We start from the raw sequence: 17,678 nt of genomic DNA on the forward strand, positions 1-17,678 counted from the left end.
ATTAGTTCTTAGCCTTTGTTGGAGTTGTCTCCAACAAGGGCAGTTCAAAAATTATTGAACTTTATAACTCACAAAAGCAATTTTCTTGCTATCTGGACTCCATGAAGGCACATTAATCGTACCTTGTCCACCAAAAAATACAGGTGTTATATCTTTAATTTCTTTGGTTTTGAGATTCATCAGACGCAGTTTGACATTTTTGCCAAACAAGTGATTTTGTTTTTCGTCTGAAGTATAGGCAATATACACAATCCATTGATTATCAGGTGATGGATGAGCAAACCAGTTCGAGTTTTCATCAAAAGTCAATTGCTCTGGCTGTGTGCCATCGGCAAGCATTCGCCAAATTTGCATGTGCCCAGTACGGTATGAGTTAAAATAAATGTATTTCCCATCAGCCGAATAATCGGGTCCATCGTCTAAGCCTTCTGTGCTGGTTAGGCGTTTTTCTGTTCCTCCTTCAATTCCAATCGTATATATATCGTAGTTTCCATTTCTTTCACCACAATAAGCCAGCGTTTTCCCGTCGGGTGTCCAGCCATGCCAAAAAGACATCACTTCAGAAGTCACTCTTCGGGGCGTACCTCCTGTTATTGGTAGGATAAAAATAGCTGATTTGTACGGCTTTGTGGAAGGGTCTGTCTGGTCATGGTGACTCACTACCAACCATTTTTTATCGGGCGAAATACCGTGGTCATTGTTACAAGCTGTCGCAAAGCCCGTATTGAGTCGGTTCATTTTTTTAGAGGCAAGGTCAAAAGTGTATATTTTCCCTTTACTATTCAACACCAGATAGTTGTCTGGATGCCAGTTGGGCGCCTCAAAATGAGCTTTGGCAGACCAAAGGGTATCAATTTTTCCTGTTTGAATATCCAAAGTATGCACATAGCTTGTCGTATCGACTTTGTTCTGTGCAAAGAGAAGAGTACTATTTCCTAAAATCATGGCAATAGCAAAGGCTTTTGTCTGATTTACAGCAATTTGAAGTGTATTTATTTTTTTCATAGTTATTAATAAATGGATCTAAAAAATGATTTGAAGGAGAAATCAATCTCTGATTCTTGAGCAAATGTATAGAAAGTTTTTATTTTATAAAAAATATATAATAAAAAATATTCATATCTAATATTTGAAAATGACTATTTTAATTTTCAGAATACCTTTACCTTTGCAGAAAGAGAATGAAGTAAATGATTTGTTGATGAAGAGATTTGATATTGAAAACTATATAGCGCAATTATCGATGGATTGCGTAATTTTTGGCTATGAGCAAAAAACCTTAAAAGTGCTCATTTCTAAGTTCAAGTTTGGAAAAGAGAGTTGGGTGTTACCAGGAGGGTATATTCGAAAAACAGAAAGTATCAATGGCGCTGCCACAAGAGTTCTCAAAGAGCGAACAGGGCTTGAAAATATCTATTTGGAGCAGTTTAGAGTTTTTGGTGACGACCATCGCATTGTGGGACATCCTTTCAATGCGGTCATGATGGACGAGTTACCCAAATTTGATGCCGAGCGATTTGACCCAGAAGTTACTGCTTGGATGACTGGTCGATTTGTTTGTATTGGTTTTTACGCATTGGTTGATATTCAGAAAGTGAGTCCCAAAAATGGCGAATTCGACGAGCGATTAGAATGGCGAAGTATCGACGATATTCCTACAATGGTGTATGACCACAACGAAATTTTACGCTATGGCTTGGAGTCGTTAAGACAAAATTTGGATGAAAAACTGATAGGCTTTAATCTTCTTCCTGAGACTTTTACCATGAAGGAAGTTCAAGAATTATATGAAGCGGTATATGCTAAAGCCTTCACTGCTAGCAACTTTCAAAAGAAAATCCTTGATCTTGATGTGTTGGAGCGTCTGGAAAAGAAATTTACAGGAGCCCAAAATAAAGCCCCTTATTTGTATCGATTTAAGAATAATGCTGTTTAAAATTTCACTCTTTTTCCAAAGCAAACAAATGCTTCAGTTTACTTTGGAAAAAGAGTAATCACACAGAAATAGACCGATATTCGACAGGCGAAATACCTACTTTCTGTTTGAATAATCGAGTAAAATGTGGTGGATGCTTAAAACCTAGCTCATAGGCTATTTCACTGATTGACTGAGATATATCTAAAATCCGCTCTTTTGAAATCTCAATAATTTTGTCTTTGATATATTCTTGCGCTGTCTTTCCCGTCTCTTTTTTGATTAAATCTCCAAAATAATTAGCTGAAAAATGTAGTTGCTCTGCACAATAACTTACCGTTGGTGTTCCGATTATTTGTGGCTTTTCGGATTGAAAATACTCAAAAAGTAAGTGCTCAAATCTGGCTAAAACATCTCGATTTAGGTTTTCTCGTGTAATAAATTGGCGATCATAAAAGCGTGTACAATAGCTCAGCAATAGCTCAATTGCATTAATCACAATCATGCGACTATGCTTATCGATTCGTCCTTCCAATTCTTGTCTTATCTTTTGCATATTGTCGACAATCATTTCTTTTTCAAGCGATGAGACGTGCAAAGCCTCATGAGAATGGTAATGAAAAAAAGGATAGCTCGAAATCGTTTTTCCTAAATGTGTCCCTCTGATAAAATCGGGATGAAAGGCTATCACCCATCCTGTTGGCTGAATCATTTTTTCTTCAACTGACTCAATACCAAATATTTGTCCTGGCGAAATAAACAATAACGTATCTCCTTCATAGTCATAATGGGTACGTCCATATTTGAAATCCTCACAACGAATATCTTTCAAAAAGATGATAAATAACTCCGACAAATAGGGCTTTGACCATACCATACAAGATTGTGATTGGTCCAAAACCGTCATCATCGGGTGGTGCGTTATTTGTCCTCTAATGGTATTGAATTGGGTTACACTGGTCAGTTTTTCCATATCTTGATTTTTTATAAGTCCAAGATAATTGTTCTATGAGTTATTTCTAGTGAATCAGGAATTTTGGTAAGAAGTGGTGTAATTTGTATAAGAGTTTCGCTAAAATTTAATCGAATTTTGTATTCATCAAACAACGTAAATATGAGAACATTTTGTTTAACACTAGCCCTCGCATTAATGACCCATTTAGCCGTAAATGCACAAACGGCGCCCTCTTCAAGCATGATGGTTCGTATTGCCGAAATAGAGATTGACTCTACTTATTTGGAAGAATATATGGCTATTTTGAAAGAAGAATCATCTATGTCTGTCAAGTTGGAAACGGGCGTTATTTCAATTTTTCCGATGTTTCAAAAAGAGCATCCTACCACTTTCCGACTTTTGGAAATATATGCCAGCCGAGAAGCGTATGAAGCTCACTTGAAAACGCCTCATTTTCTACGTTACAAAAAGGCAACTTTACACATGGTAAAATCTCTTAAATTGGTAGAAATGAGCACGCTTGATGCTAAAAGTATGCCATTAATTTTTTCGAAAATGAAATAAAAAAAGGCACAAAGTGAGTGTCTTCTTTGTGCCTTTCAAAACCTGATTTAAATTATTCTTAAAGTTCTCTTTTCTTCAAAGCCTTGACAGCGTAATCGGCTGCACGAGCAGTAAGAGCCATATAGGTAATCGATGGATTTACACATGATGACGAAGTCATTGCTGCGCCATCAGTCACAAAAACATTTTTTACCGAATGTACTTGATTGAAGGCATTCAAAACAGAAGTTTTGGCATCACGCCCCATGCGTGCTGTTCCCATTTCGTGGATTCCTAATCCTAAATGTACTTCTGGTCGGTTATATCCTGCAATGTTTTTAAAGCCTGCGGCATCCATCATTTCCATAGCGGAGTTCATAATATCTTTACGCATTGCAATTTCATTTTCACCAAAAGCTGCATCGAACACAATCATCGGAACGCCCCATTTATCTTTTCTGGTTGGGTCGAGATACATACGATTTTCGGGATTGGGCAACACTTCGCCAAAACCACCAAAACCAATTGTCCACTGCCCTGGCTTGGTCAAACTTTGTTTGAAGTCGCTACCAAAACCATCGGCATTTACGCCTCTGCTCCAACCTTCACGGCTTGCTCCACCCTGATAGCCAAAACCTCTCAGATAAGATTGCTTGTCATTGCCCCAGTTGCGGAAACGAGGGATGTAAAGTGCATTAGGTCGCTGACCATAGACATATTCGTCCAAGAAACCTTCTACCGTTGCTGTAGCTCCTACGCCCAAATGGTGATCCATGATATTACGCCCCACTTGATCGCTGTCATTTCCCAAACCATTTTGAAAACGGTTTGATTTTGAATTGAGCATCAAGGCTGCTGTGTTCATGGCACCAGCGTTTAAGAAGATAATTTTAGCAAAATACTCTTCTACTTGATTTGTTTTTTGATTGATTACACGTACACCCGTAGCTCGTTGTTTTTGCTCATCATAAAGAATCTCGGCTACAATGGTATCGTGCAACATACTCAAGCGCTTGGTCAGATTAGCGGCTGGAATTGCTCCTGAAAGTGAGCTGTAATAGGCTCCATAAGGACATCCACGCACACATTTGTTACGATATTGACAGGAAGCCCTCCCCAGTTTGGTATGCCATTCTTGTGGTTGAGAGAGATTGGCCACACGTCCAACTGTTACAGGACGATTAAATTTTTCAAGCATCATTTTCTTGAAATGCACTTCGGGAGCAAATAGTGGCATAGCTGGCAAAAAATGACCATCAGGCAATACATCAAGCCCTTCTTTTTGTCCGCTAACGCCTACAAATTTTTCTACGTAAGTGTACCAAGGAGCCAAATCATCATAACGAATAGGCCAGTCGATACCAATGCCTTCTTTGGCATTAGCCTCAAAATCTTCTTTGTTGAAACGATACGACTGTCGTCCCCAGTGCATCGATTTTCCGCCTGTATGGTATGCACGAATCCAGTCAAAAGGACGTTTTTCGATGTATGGATTGTCTTTATCATTTGTAAAAAACGGACCTGACTCATCATTAGCCAAATTGCCAAAGCGCTTATTTGCCCAAAGTTCTTCAGCCGAATGCGCCGTAACCTTACCTCTATGTTCTACTTCCCAAGGCTGTTTCATGGCAGTATCATAATCTTGCGGGTGTTTTATTTCACGACCACGCTCAATCATTAATACATTTAATCCTTTTTCAGTTAATTCCTTAGCAGCAAACCCACCCGTCATACCCGAGCCAACCACGATTGCATCAAAGGTGTTATTTTTAGTAGCTTTTATATTCAAATACATTATTTTCAGCGATTTAACAGTTAAAAATGCTTTATCAGAAGAATAGAATTGAACTCGATATTGTTGACTGGCACCCTATTTTAGGTCATGACAATTCACCATTTATGAATCACATTTCTATTATTTTCACCTAGTAAGCATACGATTTTTGATTGGGTTTCAACTTGATATTCTCCACTTTTCCTGGTATTTGTACATACTCAAAAGAAGCTTTGATTCCTTCCTCTGAAGTAAAGTATCCCAAAAGTGTCAGCTCTTTTATGAGTCGCCAAAACGGTAATCCTTTCGCTACTTTTTTAATATCTTCATGATCGTCGTTGTCTCCCATTTTGGTTTGTTTCATTTGGCGGGCTTTCATTTCAGCTTTGGTTTCCTGTTCCAAGTATTTGAGTATGCCTTTTCGCTCATTATCGTTGAGCTCCAAAAACTTCACTTGTTCCATCTTTTCCAAACCTTCCATAAAACTCAGTTGTTCGGGTTGCAAATAGCAGTCTTTCATCATCATTTCGATGAAAGCAGGAACACCAACATCTTTTGCACCAGGTGAAACGTCGTTGGGAGCTGTAGTTTTGGGAAGTATCAACTCTGCGATTTCGGCTACGATACTGCGTTGTGTTTGAGTCAAGCTAAAAGTAGCCCCGCTAGGATAAGATTTGGTCGGATTCTCCCAATGATTCATCGCCATGAGTGTAGGAGCAGAAAACGCACCGCCCAACATCAAGGCTACATTTTTTATAACATCTCTTCTATTCATTGTTCTGTTAAAAGGTTGGATATATTAAGTAAAAATAATTGGTCTGTATAATCAGTTAAGTCAGTGATTTGGCTCTGCTGAGCTAATCAAAATTAAGTTATTAAAAAAGGGAAAGTTATACAAATTCTACTTACAGTTAAATTTTTTAGGTGTACAGATATAAAAAAAGAGTAACGAAATAGATAAATCTCGTTACTCTCAAATGATAGTCAAGGGTGAATAAATTCACCTACTAATCGGAATCGTTGGTCAAAAACTAGGGATTACATTTCCGAAATCAGAAATCCCAAATCTGCAATAGTTTAAAATTCTTCGTAAACTACTAACTCTCCATTCTGCATTCACCTATCCTTGTGAGATTGAGTTAATAAATGCTTCAAATGTTTCTTTCAATTTTTGCACACTACCTTTATCTACTTTCTTCGCTTTACAAGCCTTTAAAAGCTGTTTATTGAGCTTTTCATATTGTAATTCCAAGTTAGATTTTACTGGAGTTTCTTCGCCCTTACTCTGCTCTGTTGTTACCATTTGATTATAAACCGCAATAACATCGTCTACGCTGGTAATTGGACTAAGCTCTTCACTGGCTTTGCCTAGTTTTTGAATCTTTGTTTTTTCAACTTTGACTTTTCCATTCAACACTTCCTTGCGAAATACAGGGTCTAGTCGTTCTAAACCTTTGGCAAATTCAGCATCTCTTCGAATCGTTTTTTCATCCACATTGAAGTACTCGCCAAGCTCTTGAGCAGTGGTTTTTTTAGGATTTTCTCCCAGATGGACATTTTGCCCATTAGGCAAATTTTCGTTTTGGACAATACCTCCTTTGAGGTTATCAGCTAGTTCTTTTTTCTCTGAATTATAGCGTAATCCTCTCAAATATGACGCTTGCTGCGGAGTAATATTACGACGACTCAACTGGAAGTCAATCATAAAATCTCGTACTTCTTTTAGCGATTCAAAATTGTCAATTTGAATATTAAAAGAAATCCCCAGCTCTGTGCACAACTTGTAGCGGTTGTGTCCGTCAATCAGTACATATATTTCATCATCTGGCGCATTGGTTTGTCCTACCACGTGTTTGGTGGTACGCCAAATTTTTAAAGGGTCTTTACAACCATGTTTTATCAAATTGTCTTTCAGCGCCAAATATTCTACTTCTAACAAGGGAGGAATCAGATCGCGTAGTTCATCGAGGACAACAATATTTTTCTTAATAGTTTCGGTAGTACTAAAACTATTGATGGTATTGGGTTTTAAGGTTTGAAGAAGCGCCTGACTATTTTCAGCCATCTTTTCTGCTAAAGATTTCTTTGCCATAGGTTAAGAGAATTGATTAATTACGACTGTACAATGATTGTAAAAACTCGTCAGCGAGACTTTGATAGGAGGTTGCAGCTTCCGAACTTTTGTTAAAAGCACTAATAGTCAGATGCTCAACCATAGCTTTTTGAAAATCAATCAAATGTTTTATTTCTGAGTCAAATACTCTCAGTCCCGAAAATTGCTGTCTCATGAGCTCTTTATACTCACGGTGGATGCTATTATTTTTTACCATCGTAAATACAATGCCGTCCAATTCTAGCGAAGGGTTTAACAATGCTCTTACTTCCGAGATTCTTTCCAACAACACCACAAGTCCTTTGTAAGCAAGTTGTTCTGGTAGGGTCGTAATCAAACAGCTGTTCGAGGCTTGCATCGCCGTAATGGTCAAAATATTGAGCGAAGGCGGGCAATCTATCAAAATGAAGTCATAATCTTTCGAAACTTTATTGATTGCCACTCGCAAACGTAGTTCGCCACCTATCTTGTTGGAAAGTTCTTTTTCGGCAGTACTCAGCTCAATATCGCTCGGCGAAATGTCAAGATTGGGCAGTACATTTTGAATGGCGAGCGGAACTTCCAAATTAAGTAAGGAATGATACACCTGTGTTTCGCCCACATTTACGTTTAGAACCTCGCTTAGGCTTCCTTGTGGGTCAATGTCTATCAAGAGCACTTTAAAGCCCTTATTCGCCAAAGCTTCGCCCAAATAAGCCGTAGTTGTGGTCTTTCCTACACCGCCTTTATGATTGATGATTGAAATTACGCGTGCTTTTTCAAAAACCTCAGGGTTAAAACCGTATTGTGTCACAACAGGATAGAGGTCAGCCAAGTGCTTTTCATTCAGATTGCGCGAGCCATTAAGAACCGCCGAAAGGGTGTTCTTGGGTAATGAGGCTTCTCTCTCTAGGGTAGCAATCGATAAAGCTGAACGTCTTTTCAAAAACTTAAGTAATGTTTCTTGTGTAAGCATCGGTTTGAAGTTTTGTACGATGCTAAATTACTTACCATGCTTAACTTTTCAAACATATTGTATAATTTTGTTTGAAAAACTAAACAAACATATCCTTGTTATCCTCTATTCATTCAGTGGTATGCTATATCAACACTTTATGCAACTTCCTCAAATTACAGGCATACATTGTCTGAGCATCTTGGCTTTTAGAGACCTTTTGTGAGTGAAAACCATTAAGGGGGGCGCGCGCAACTGGGGGATAAAGGAAAGTTTTTTTTCTAGTACAATTTTTTTGTTTTTTATTGTTTTTGAAAAATTAAAATAGAAACAACAAACACTATTGTTGTTGTTTTTTAAAATAAACAACAATATTTAAATACTTTCAGGCTTCATAACTAATTGAAAATCATCTTATTAAATAGGTCATCTATCACAAATAATTCGGCAACTATCACAAATAATTCGGAAAAGTTATCCACATCTATCACAAATAATTCGGAAATCTATCACAAATAATTCGGAACTATCACAAATAATTCGGAGCAAAAATACCCCTTATCTATCACAAATAATTCGGAAAAAAATGGAATTAAGTATCGCAAATAATTCGGAACTATCACAAATAATTCGGAAGATAAAAATTGGCTAATACTGAAATATTTTTGCATTTATTCAAGGTCTTTTAGAGCATAGTTTTAGGACAACTATCACAAATAATTCGGAAAACTTTTTTGCGCTCATAATCATTTTGAGAATGCCGTTTTTAGGTGTTTTAGAGGCTTTTTATATGCTTGAAATTTGCACAACTATCACAAAAAGTTCGGAGTTTTTATCAGAAAACAACTTTTGATCTAAAAATAAAGAGTATCTATCAGTTGTAAAATTAGCTATGATAGATATATTTGTATTGCTATATATTTCTGGAATATTAGATATGCCACCTAAAAAGAAAGAATTACCCATCATTGATTCAGATATTAAGCTCATCCGAAAAGCTAATGAGCTTGTAGAGGCTAGATATAAGTTTGATATCTGGGAGACAAGAGTATTTGCATTTATGCTTACTCTGATTAAGCATGAAGATACAGACTTTAGAGAATATCAAATCAATGCAGGAGATATTGTGCGAGAGTTTGGATTACACGATTCTGGACAAGTCTATGATAGTATCAAATCGGCAGGTGAAAAGCTATTAGACAAAAAAGTAGGTATTATCCGAACGCTAGATGATGGACGCAAAGAACAATTTACAACCCACCTCGTAGCTTCCACAGCTACCCCTGAAGAGCGTGGGAGAGGAGATTACATCAAGCTGAGTTTTCACCCTGCCCTTAGACCCTTCTTACTCGAATTAAAAGAACGATATTTGGTATATGATATCAGAAATATTCTGAGCTTGTCGAGTATTTACTCGGTTCGTTTATTTGAGTTACTGAAGCAATATCAAAAAATTGGAAAGCGAAAATTTAGGGTAGACGAACTCAAAACGCTTCTTTCGATCGAGCCCAACGAATACCAACTTTATGGCCATTTCAAAGGTTTGATTAAAAGAGCAGAAAAAGACTTATTGAAGCATACTGACATTTATTTTACTTTTGAAGAAGATATTTTGAAAAAGAAAGTGGTTGCCATTACCTTCAATATTTTTGATAATCCTAACAATCAGCGAGAAAAAGTAGGAGAGAAAATCAAGCCCAAAGAAGTAAAGGCAATAGACACCAGTGCCGAGGAGCTTGAACGCATTTATGCAACGGTAAGCAATTATGTTACTAAAGCCAAAGTAAAAAAATGGCTTAAGGATTTACCGATTGAGCAAATCGAGAAAGGCATTGCCTATACCATCAATTATATCAAGGCAGGCAATACCGTCAATAATATCGGAGGAATGCTCAATACGATGGTGAGTACTCCCAATCTTTATGATAAGTATGAGGTAACAAAAACAAAGGTCAAAAAGGAAGCTAAAAAAGTGCAAGTAAATACGGCATTGATTGAAGCGAAAAAAGCCGAGTTTCAGCATATTTGGCAAGAGTATAAAATTAAAGAAGCCGAGTTAGTACAAAAGTTATTAAGTCAAAATTCGACCTTACGAGACGAATTGGTACAGCGAATACAGGCAAATAACTTTTATGACTCACAAAAGAACCTAGAAGAAAATTTACAACGAGACATCATCCAAGGGTTAAAAGTTTCTATTCTATCCACCATGTCCAAAGAATATGATACAATGACCCAGTATTTCAATGCTAAGGTAAAGAAGACAAGAGAAGAGCTCGCTGCTCTAGGATATAAAGAATAAATGTACCAGCTCAGGCAAAACTCAATCCTGAGCTGACGATGTTAGACCTATTGTTTTTACTCCAAATATTCCATTTACCGCCATTTACTTCAATACCCCTTCCAACAACATCTACCGCTAGCTACTAGCATTGTGCACCCCAATACCAATTAAAGCTCTTCTTTTTCCCAAATAGCAACACTTTTGTTTATATGACTTTTTTAAGATAAATACACTAAAATCTGATGAAAGACAGATTAGTGGATGTTTTATAAAGATTTATGCAGATAATAGAGTAAAAAAGCACTGATTCTGCATATTAGATGCAGTTTTGTGCTAATTTATCTTAAAAAATTACCAATTATTTTGTTGCACTATAACCAATAGAAGTCTTATTATAATGAAAAACCTAAAAGAAGAAGCTCTTAACTACCACGCAAAAGGAAGACCAGGCAAAATTGAAGTGATTCCTTCCAAAGAAACTGCTACACAGCATGACTTGACTTTGGCTTATTCACCAGGTGTGGCAGAGCCATGTTTGGCTATTGCTGCGGATCCTGAAGATGCCTATAAATACACCGCAAAAGGAAACCTCGTGGCAGTTATTTCAAACGGTACAGCAGTACTTGGACTCGGCGATATAGGTGCTGTGGCTGGAAAGCCTGTCATGGAAGGAAAAGGTCTTTTGTTCAAAATTTATGCAGACATTGATGTTTTTGATATAGAGTTAGATACCAAAGATGTAGATGAGTTTGTTAGAACCGTAAAAATCTTAGAACCAACATTTGGTGGTGTAAACTTAGAGGATATTTCAGCACCCGCTTGTTTCGAAATCGAAGAGCGCCTGAAAGCGGAGTTGAATATTCCCGTAATGCACGATGACCAGCATGGTACTGCTATTATCAGTGCTGCTTCATTAATCAATGCCTTAGAGTTAGTAGGAAAGGACATAGCCAAAGTAAAAATCATTGTAAATGGTGCTGGTGCTTCGGCAATCTCTTGTACTCGCTTATATCATAGCTTAGGGGCTTTGAAAGAGAATATTTTTATGTTTGATTCAAAGGGTTTGATTCATCCAGACCGTGATAATTTGGATGGGAAAAAACAAGAATTTGCTAATGGTACAGTTTCGGCTTCAACCACATTAGCAGATGCTTTGGAAGGAGCAGATGTATTCATAGGGCTTTCAAGAGGAAATACCTTAAAGAAGGAAATGTTGGCAAGTATGGGTGCTGATTGTGTCGTTTTTGCCATGGCTAATCCAACTCCAGAAATTAGTTATGAAGATGCTACTTCTACCCGCACAGATTTGATTTTTGCGACAGGACGTAGCGATTATCCCAACCAAGTCAATAACGTATTAGGATTCCCGTATATCTTCCGTGGTGCTTTGGATGTTCGCTCAAAAGTAATCAATGAAGAAATGAAATTGGCGGCCGTAAGAGCATTGGCTGATTTGGCTAAAAAGCCCGTTCCTGACGTCGTAAATATGGCTTATGGCAAAGATAATATCGTTTTTGGTCGTGAGTATATTATCCCCAAACCAGTAGATCCTCGTTTGTTGACAACCGTAGCACCAGCCGTAGCCAAAGCAGCCATGGATACAGGCGTAGCCAAAAGTCCTATAACAGATTGGGAAGCGTATGAAACCCATTTGTCAAAACGTTTGGGCTTGGATAATACCTTGACCAGAGTCATTATCAACAAAGCCAAAACAGACCCTAAGCGTGTAGTATTGGCGGATGCCGAAAATTTGACGGTTCTGAAAGCGGCACAACAAGTAAAAGAAGAAGGCATTGCCATTCCAATTTTGTTAGGAAGTGTCGAAAAAATACAGCAATTGGCGATCGAAAACCAGTTAAACTTAGAAGGTATCGAAATCATCAATTCGCATCAGCCACAGACAGAAACAGAGCAGGCTCGTTTACAGAAATTCAGCGAGTTGTTTTTTAACAAGCGTAAACGCAAAGGCTTTAACAAGATAGAAGCACAAGAGGTAATTCGCCGTCGTAACTACTTCGGTTGTATGATGGTCGAAACAGGTGAAGCCGATGCGATGGTTGGTGGTATGACACGTAACTATCCAGATACGATTCGCCCTGCTTTGCAAACGATTGGTCGTCAGAAAGGAGTCAAAAAAGTATCAGGTATGTACATTTTGATGAGCCGTTTTGGTCCGTTATTCTTGACAGATACTTCGGTAAACTTTAATCCAACGGCAGAAGAAATTGTCGAGATTGCTGAACTTGCTGCTAAAGAGGTAGAAAAGTTTAATATCAAGCCAAGAATTGCCTTACTAACTTATTCCAATTTTGGAAGTGCCGATGGCGACGATGCCATCAAAATGAGAAAGGCATTAGGTATTTTGAAAGAACGTAATCCAGAAATGATTGTAGATGGCGAAATGCAAGCGCACTTGCCATTTAATTTGGATTTATTGAAAGAAAATCATCCGTTCTGCGACTTGGTTGACGGCGGTGCTAATGTACTGGTATTCCCGAATTTATCGGCTTCGAATATTGCCTATAATTTGGTAAAAGAAATCGCCAATATCGAGAAAATAGGTCCAGTATTATTGGGACTAGACAAGCCAATTCACTTGTTACAATTAGGCTCGACCACTCGTGAAATTGTCAATATGGTGGCTATTGCGGTAGTTGATGCCCAAATTAATCAAAGATAGATGTAAGAGAAAAGGGGTAAGGCACAAAGGCGCTTTATCCCTGTTATTTTGACTTTGGCTAAACTCACAAACCTGAAAACTATGCAAGAGAATAAACAAAAATTAGTTCCTATGTCACCAAGGGAGCTAAATCTTCATCATTTTGGTACTGAGTGGAAAATGAATGTGACAGAGTTTCACCATCTTTTTCACATCAACAAAATAGAAGAAGTGCGTGCTAAAATCAAGTTTCCGCTACAGCCGCACCGCAAAACGGTATTTGATTTTATTCTATTGACTCAGGGGCATTCTGTCAGAAGTAAAGGCTTGCATAAATATGAGTTTAGTAAAAATACTTTTTTCTTCTTACCTGCCTATCAAATTTCCACACACGAATTTATGAGTGAAGATGCGCAAGGGTATTTTTGCCATTTTGACTCAGAAATTTTTAATAAATTATTTCCTCACAGCCCATTCGACGAAGATTTTTCTTTTTGGCATTTTGCCGAAGACCCTATTATCGAAGTGGCAGAAGAGATGCTTCCTCCGATTATGAATATCTTGGATCGATTGCAGGCAGAATATCTTTCCAATAAAAGTTTTCATACTCAATTGATAGCAGCTTATCTTTTGGCATTGTTCAATGAACTAAGCGTTATTAAAAAAAGTACAAAGGTTGCTTCCAAAAACGCCGCTTTACGTGTTACCGAGCGTTATAAAGACCTTTTATCGCAATATATCTACCAGACCAATAAAGTCTCGGAATATGCTTCTATGCTGGCAATTACGCCCGATCATCTCAACAAATGTGTAAAAGCTACTATTGGTAAAACATCTCAAGAACTTCTGGCCGATATGATTATTCTGGAAGCAAAGGTGTTGCTCAAGCAAACAAGCTTGTCAATTAGTGAAATTGCATTTAAGTTTTCAGAAACAAATCCAAGTGATTTTAGTCGTTTTTTCAAAAATAAAATCGGGCTTTCTCCCAAAGAATTTAGGCAATCGTTGTTGTAATTTATGTCGGATTAGGACTGTACGAAGGATTACAAGCTATTGCAGATTTGGGATTTCTGATTTTGGAAATATTGAAAAGTACCTTAGTTTTTTGTAAAATATGATTTAGCCTTTGTTGAAGTTGTCTCCAACAAACTAGAAAAGCTCCGTAGATACCAACGAGAACAAACCATGTTGGGTTCTCTGGTATCTACGGAGCTTTTTTATATTTCTAGACGATGAATAATGACCATCTTTGGACTGTATTAAAAAAAATCTCGCTGCTCAACATGGAGATTCCTCCAAAAGAATCGCTTCAAGGAAAGAATTTCTTTCTAAATAACGGATTTTGCATATTAATCACCGTTTTGTGCTAATTTTTCCTTTTTTAATGTAATTAGTTTTGTACAACAAATTATTCGAACTGTTATAAAGTGACTAGGATGTGTAAATCATTAAATCACAAAAAAAGCTGATAAAACGGTCAGGTTTTATCAGCTTGAAGTCCTCCAATACCGTGGGAAGTGGCAGAGGACAAACGGTTTGGTTCATGTAGTACTCAAACACAATTACAAAAAAATGGGAAATAATTCATTTACGAAAAGAATTTTCTTTGTTTTTCTGGTGACATTAATCAATCTATCGGTTTTTGCACAACAGCGCAAAGTCACAGGAACAATAAATGCGACCACAGGTCAAGCATTGGTAGGCGTAAGCGTTGCCATTAAAGGCACCAGCAAAGGTACTACTACGGATGCCAATGGAAAGTTTGGAATCGAAGCCAATAGTAGCCAAACTTTGGTATTTTCTTTTGTAGGATATCAAAGCCAATCTGTACAAGTAGGCAATCGACAAATGATAGATATTACGTTAAGTGAAGCTACCGAAAATCTCGATGAGGTAATCGTAACGGGGGTATTTGACAAAAGAACAAAGATGGAATCTTCTGTCGCTATTTCTACGATGAATGCTAAGCAAATATCTTCTTTGGCGATTACCAGTGCGGCAGATTTATTGAAAAATATCCCAGGCGTATATGTCAACAATGCCAGAGGAGAAATTGCCAATACGGTATATTCAAGAGGTATTGCTGCCAACTCGATTGATAATGCTTCGGGGTATTATTATGTATCAATGCAAGAAGACGGTTTACCATTGATGAACGTCAATTATGGAACAGATAATTACCTGAGAGCCGATATTATGACCGAGCGTTTGGAAGCAGTAAGAGGCGGAACGGCTTCAATTTTGGGCGCTAATGCCCCTGGCGGTATTTTTAATTATGTATCAAAAACAGGAGGTCGTACCTTTCAAGGTGAAGTAAGAACCAAACTTGGTTTGGAAGGCAATGGCAAAAATCCTTTTTATCGTATAGATGCTACGATGGGTGGTCCACTTAGTAAAGATGGCTCATGGACCTATCAAGTTGGTGGATTTTACAGGGTTTCGGATGGGGCAAGATACCCAGGTTATGCAAGCAACAACGGTGGACAATTGAGAGCAAATGTGGTAAAAAATTACAAATCTGGTAGTTTGAAAATGTTTGTAAAGGTACTTGACGACCGTAATGCGCAGTCTGAGTTTATTCCGACACAAGGTTGGAACAATCCACAAGTGATGTCAGGGCTTTCTACGACAGATTCTTATAATTTGCCAGCCGTTTCCTTAACTATTCCTATCAATAATACAGGTACGGCAACATTTAACTCGAAAGATAAATATTATAATCGTGATAAAGCTTTTGGCGTAAACTGGGTACAGGACTTGGGTAATGATTGGACTTTTAAGAATGATGGAAAGATATCTTCGAAACACATGACAGGAAGCGTGCCAGCGGTTGTGACCCCTTTTGCAACGGATGGAATTATTTTCTACGCTTTACCTCACCTAATTCAAACAGGCAAATTGGGAACCTATGTGTTTACTGACAAAGTAACAGGGCAGAGCCTTGGTACAATGACAGTTGTGCCCAATATTATCAATGGAAATTTTGCAGGTTTTCAATTTATCCCAGGCGCTAATAATAATTTCCCTGGTGCAAACGTACAGAAAAACTCCTTATTCTTTTTGCCATTATTTTATCAAGATATCAAAATCGATGAATGGATGGATCAATTTTCCTTCACGAAGAAGTTGAGCAATATGAGTTTCAACTTTGGTGGATTTGCAGCATCATCCCATGTAACACGTGCGGGCGGACAAGAGGATTCGGGAGTAGGTGTAGGCACTATCCAAGACCAACCACATTTGGTAGATATTAAATTGAATGGTTTAGATGGTAAAACTTATCAAATCACAGACCCGAATGGATTTATGGATTTGGGAAGGGGAGGAGTAACTACTTCAGATGCTACAAAATCCCAAATGGCTTTGTTTTTAGGACATAACTGGTCTATTACACCAGACCTAAATTTGGACTGGGGACTTCGTTATGAACATACCAATTACAAAGGTTCAAATACGCCAGTTACCCGAAATGCAAACGAAAATAATCCTGCTTGGGGTGGCACAGACGGCAACCCATTGACCGTGTATGACAATGGCGGTGGAACGGCAGGAACACCACTGCCTTTTGATAAAACGATTAATACAGTCTCTTTTTCGGCTGGGTTAAACTATAAAATCAATGAGGGAGCAGCGGTATATGTACGATATTCTGATGGTAAAAAAGCCCCAGAAATAGGTCAGTTTTTCAGTGCAACTAGCCAGTTTTTGATTAACAGTTTGAATACCGACGCACAGCATATACAACAAATAGAAGCAGCCTTGAAACTGAAGAAAAACCGCTTTAGCTTGAATGTGACACCATTTTATAGCTACTTGAGCAATGTGCCAAACTTACAATTTGCGTTTCAAGACTCGAACGGACAAAACTATAATCCAACCACACAATATGGAAAGTATCGTACCTACGGGATCGAATTGGAAGGTACTGTGGCATTCAACGAAAATCTTAGCCTTAGAGCTCAGGCAACGTTTCAAAACTCTAAAGCTATCGAGTATAAAACATGGATTTCGAGCGGTGTAAACGCTAGTCAAGATGTGCTATTAGATTTTTCAGGAAACGAAACAGACAACAATGCACAAGTCATGTTTGGTCTTACGCCGATGTATCAAAAAGGCAAATTTAATACCTCGTTCAACTATTACTACATGGGTTCACGACAAGCCAATATTCCGAATGCTTTCAAAATGCCAGCATTTGGTCAATTGGATTGGAGCATTGGGTATGATGTTAATCCAAAATTGCGTTTGCAGGGAAATATCAATAACATAACCAATGTGTATGGTGTATTGGGCTGGTCTGGTCCTGGTGGGTTTCCTGCGGCACTAAACCGTCAAGGGTTTACCAAAGAGTATGTAGCTGCCAATCCTAATGCCGTGTATTCAACCCAAGGTTCGATGCCTCGTGCCTATTTTATTACGGCGAGTTATAAATTCTAAGATTCTTAAAAGAGGTGTAACGCACCTCTTTTTCAACTAAGTAAGGAGATGGTATTAGTTAATT

12 protein-coding genes are annotated in these 17,678 nt (G+C 38.0%); 6 read left to right on the plus strand and 6 right to left on the minus strand.

Annotated elements, in window-relative coordinates; all coding sequences use genetic code 11:
* Positions 1–51: 51 nt before the first annotated feature.
* Positions 52–1,005 carry a PD40 domain-containing protein gene (locus tag GVN22_RS18260; RefSeq protein ID WP_166552449.1) on the minus strand — a complete coding sequence of 318 codons (954 nt, stop codon included), beginning with the start codon at positions 1,003–1,005 and terminating at the stop codon, positions 52–54.
* Positions 1,006–1,135: 130 nt separating this feature from the next.
* On the opposite strand from GVN22_RS18260, the gene GVN22_RS18265 reads away from it, so the two are divergent.
* Positions 1,136–1,936 (plus strand): NUDIX domain-containing protein, encoded by an 801-nt coding sequence (locus GVN22_RS18265; RefSeq protein ID WP_205690949.1) that lies wholly within the window; start codon positions 1,136–1,138, stop codon positions 1,934–1,936.
* Between the two features lie 58 nt (positions 1,937–1,994).
* Here GVN22_RS18265 and GVN22_RS18270 read toward each other — a convergent pair whose 3' ends face one another.
* Complete coding sequence (locus tag GVN22_RS18270) at positions 1,995–2,888, minus strand: AraC family transcriptional regulator (protein ID WP_166552450.1); 894 nt, start codon at positions 2,886–2,888, stop codon at positions 1,995–1,997.
* Between the two features lie 141 nt (positions 2,889–3,029).
* On the opposite strand from GVN22_RS18270, the gene GVN22_RS18275 reads away from it, so the two are divergent.
* Positions 3,030–3,434, plus strand: a complete 405-nt coding sequence (locus GVN22_RS18275; RefSeq protein WP_240915702.1) for a putative quinol monooxygenase — start codon at positions 3,030–3,032, stop codon at positions 3,432–3,434.
* Positions 3,435–3,492: 58 nt separating this feature from the next.
* Here GVN22_RS18275 and GVN22_RS18280 read toward each other — a convergent pair whose 3' ends face one another.
* The 4 genes from GVN22_RS18280 to GVN22_RS18295 form a co-directional block, all read right to left on the minus strand.
* Complete coding sequence (locus tag GVN22_RS18280) at positions 3,493–5,208, minus strand: GMC oxidoreductase (protein WP_166552451.1); 1,716 nt, start codon at positions 5,206–5,208, stop codon at positions 3,493–3,495.
* 130 nt (positions 5,209–5,338) lie between these two features.
* Positions 5,339–5,962 (minus strand): gluconate 2-dehydrogenase subunit 3 family protein, encoded by a 624-nt coding sequence (locus GVN22_RS18285; protein ID WP_166552452.1) that lies wholly within the window; start codon positions 5,960–5,962, stop codon positions 5,339–5,341.
* A gap of 345 nt (positions 5,963–6,307) precedes the next feature.
* Positions 6,308–7,279 carry a hypothetical protein gene (locus GVN22_RS18290; protein ID WP_205690950.1) on the minus strand — a complete coding sequence of 324 codons (972 nt, stop codon included), beginning with the start codon at positions 7,277–7,279 and terminating at the stop codon, positions 6,308–6,310.
* Positions 7,280–7,295: 16 nt separating this feature from the next.
* Positions 7,296–8,255 carry a ParA family protein gene (locus tag GVN22_RS18295; RefSeq protein ID WP_166552453.1) on the minus strand — a complete coding sequence of 320 codons (960 nt, stop codon included), beginning with the start codon at positions 8,253–8,255 and terminating at the stop codon, positions 7,296–7,298.
* Between the two features lie 871 nt (positions 8,256–9,126).
* Between GVN22_RS18295 and GVN22_RS18300 the strand changes: the two genes are divergently transcribed.
* From GVN22_RS18300 to GVN22_RS18315, 4 genes are all read left to right on the plus strand, one after another.
* Positions 9,127–10,536, plus strand: coding sequence for a replication initiation protein (locus GVN22_RS18300; protein WP_166552454.1), 1,410 nt, complete (start codon positions 9,127–9,129; stop codon positions 10,534–10,536).
* A 379-nt stretch (positions 10,537–10,915) separates the two neighbouring features.
* Positions 10,916–13,198, plus strand: coding sequence for an NADP-dependent malic enzyme (locus GVN22_RS18305; RefSeq protein WP_166552455.1), 2,283 nt, complete (start codon positions 10,916–10,918; stop codon positions 13,196–13,198).
* Between the two features lie 81 nt (positions 13,199–13,279).
* Complete coding sequence (locus tag GVN22_RS18310) at positions 13,280–14,191, plus strand: AraC family transcriptional regulator (protein WP_166552456.1); 912 nt, start codon at positions 13,280–13,282, stop codon at positions 14,189–14,191.
* A gap of 558 nt (positions 14,192–14,749) precedes the next feature.
* Complete coding sequence (locus GVN22_RS18315; RefSeq protein WP_166552457.1) at positions 14,750–17,614, plus strand: TonB-dependent receptor domain-containing protein; 2,865 nt, start codon at positions 14,750–14,752, stop codon at positions 17,612–17,614.
* Positions 17,615–17,678: the final 64 nt, after the last annotated feature.

The organism is Cellulophaga sp. BC115SP (assembly GCF_009905545.1).
Taxonomy (GTDB): Bacteria; Bacteroidota; Bacteroidia; order Cytophagales; family Spirosomataceae; genus Flectobacillus; species Flectobacillus rivi.

Excerpts from the sequence above, each read along its gene's own strand:
- GVN22_RS18260 (WP_166552449.1), bottom strand. The coding sequence starts at position 1,005 with ATGAAAAAAATAAATACACTTCAAATTGCTGTAAATCAGACAAAAGCC.
- GVN22_RS18310 (WP_166552456.1), top strand. The coding sequence starts at position 13,280 with ATGCAAGAGAATAAACAAAAATTAGTTCCTATGTCACCAAGGGAGCTA.
- GVN22_RS18275 (WP_240915702.1), top strand. The coding sequence starts at position 3,030 with ATGAGAACATTTTGTTTAACACTAGCCCTCGCATTAATGACCCATTTA.
- GVN22_RS18280 (WP_166552451.1), bottom strand. The coding sequence starts at position 5,208 with ATGTATTTGAATATAAAAGCTACTAAAAATAACACCTTTGATGCAATC.
- GVN22_RS18290 (WP_205690950.1), bottom strand. The coding sequence starts at position 7,279 with ATGGCAAAGAAATCTTTAGCAGAAAAGATGGCTGAAAATAGTCAGGCG.
- GVN22_RS18285 (WP_166552452.1), bottom strand. The coding sequence starts at position 5,962 with ATGAATAGAAGAGATGTTATAAAAAATGTAGCCTTGATGTTGGGCGGT.
- GVN22_RS18315 (WP_166552457.1), top strand. The coding sequence starts at position 14,750 with ATGGGAAATAATTCATTTACGAAAAGAATTTTCTTTGTTTTTCTGGTG.
- GVN22_RS18300 (WP_166552454.1), top strand. The coding sequence starts at position 9,127 with ATGATAGATATATTTGTATTGCTATATATTTCTGGAATATTAGATATG.
- GVN22_RS18265 (WP_205690949.1), top strand. The coding sequence starts at position 1,136 with ATGACTATTTTAATTTTCAGAATACCTTTACCTTTGCAGAAAGAGAAT.
- GVN22_RS18270 (WP_166552450.1), bottom strand. The coding sequence starts at position 2,888 with ATGGAAAAACTGACCAGTGTAACCCAATTCAATACCATTAGAGGACAA.
- GVN22_RS18295 (WP_166552453.1), bottom strand. The coding sequence starts at position 8,255 with ATGCTTACACAAGAAACATTACTTAAGTTTTTGAAAAGACGTTCAGCT.
- GVN22_RS18305 (WP_166552455.1), top strand. The coding sequence starts at position 10,916 with ATGAAAAACCTAAAAGAAGAAGCTCTTAACTACCACGCAAAAGGAAGA.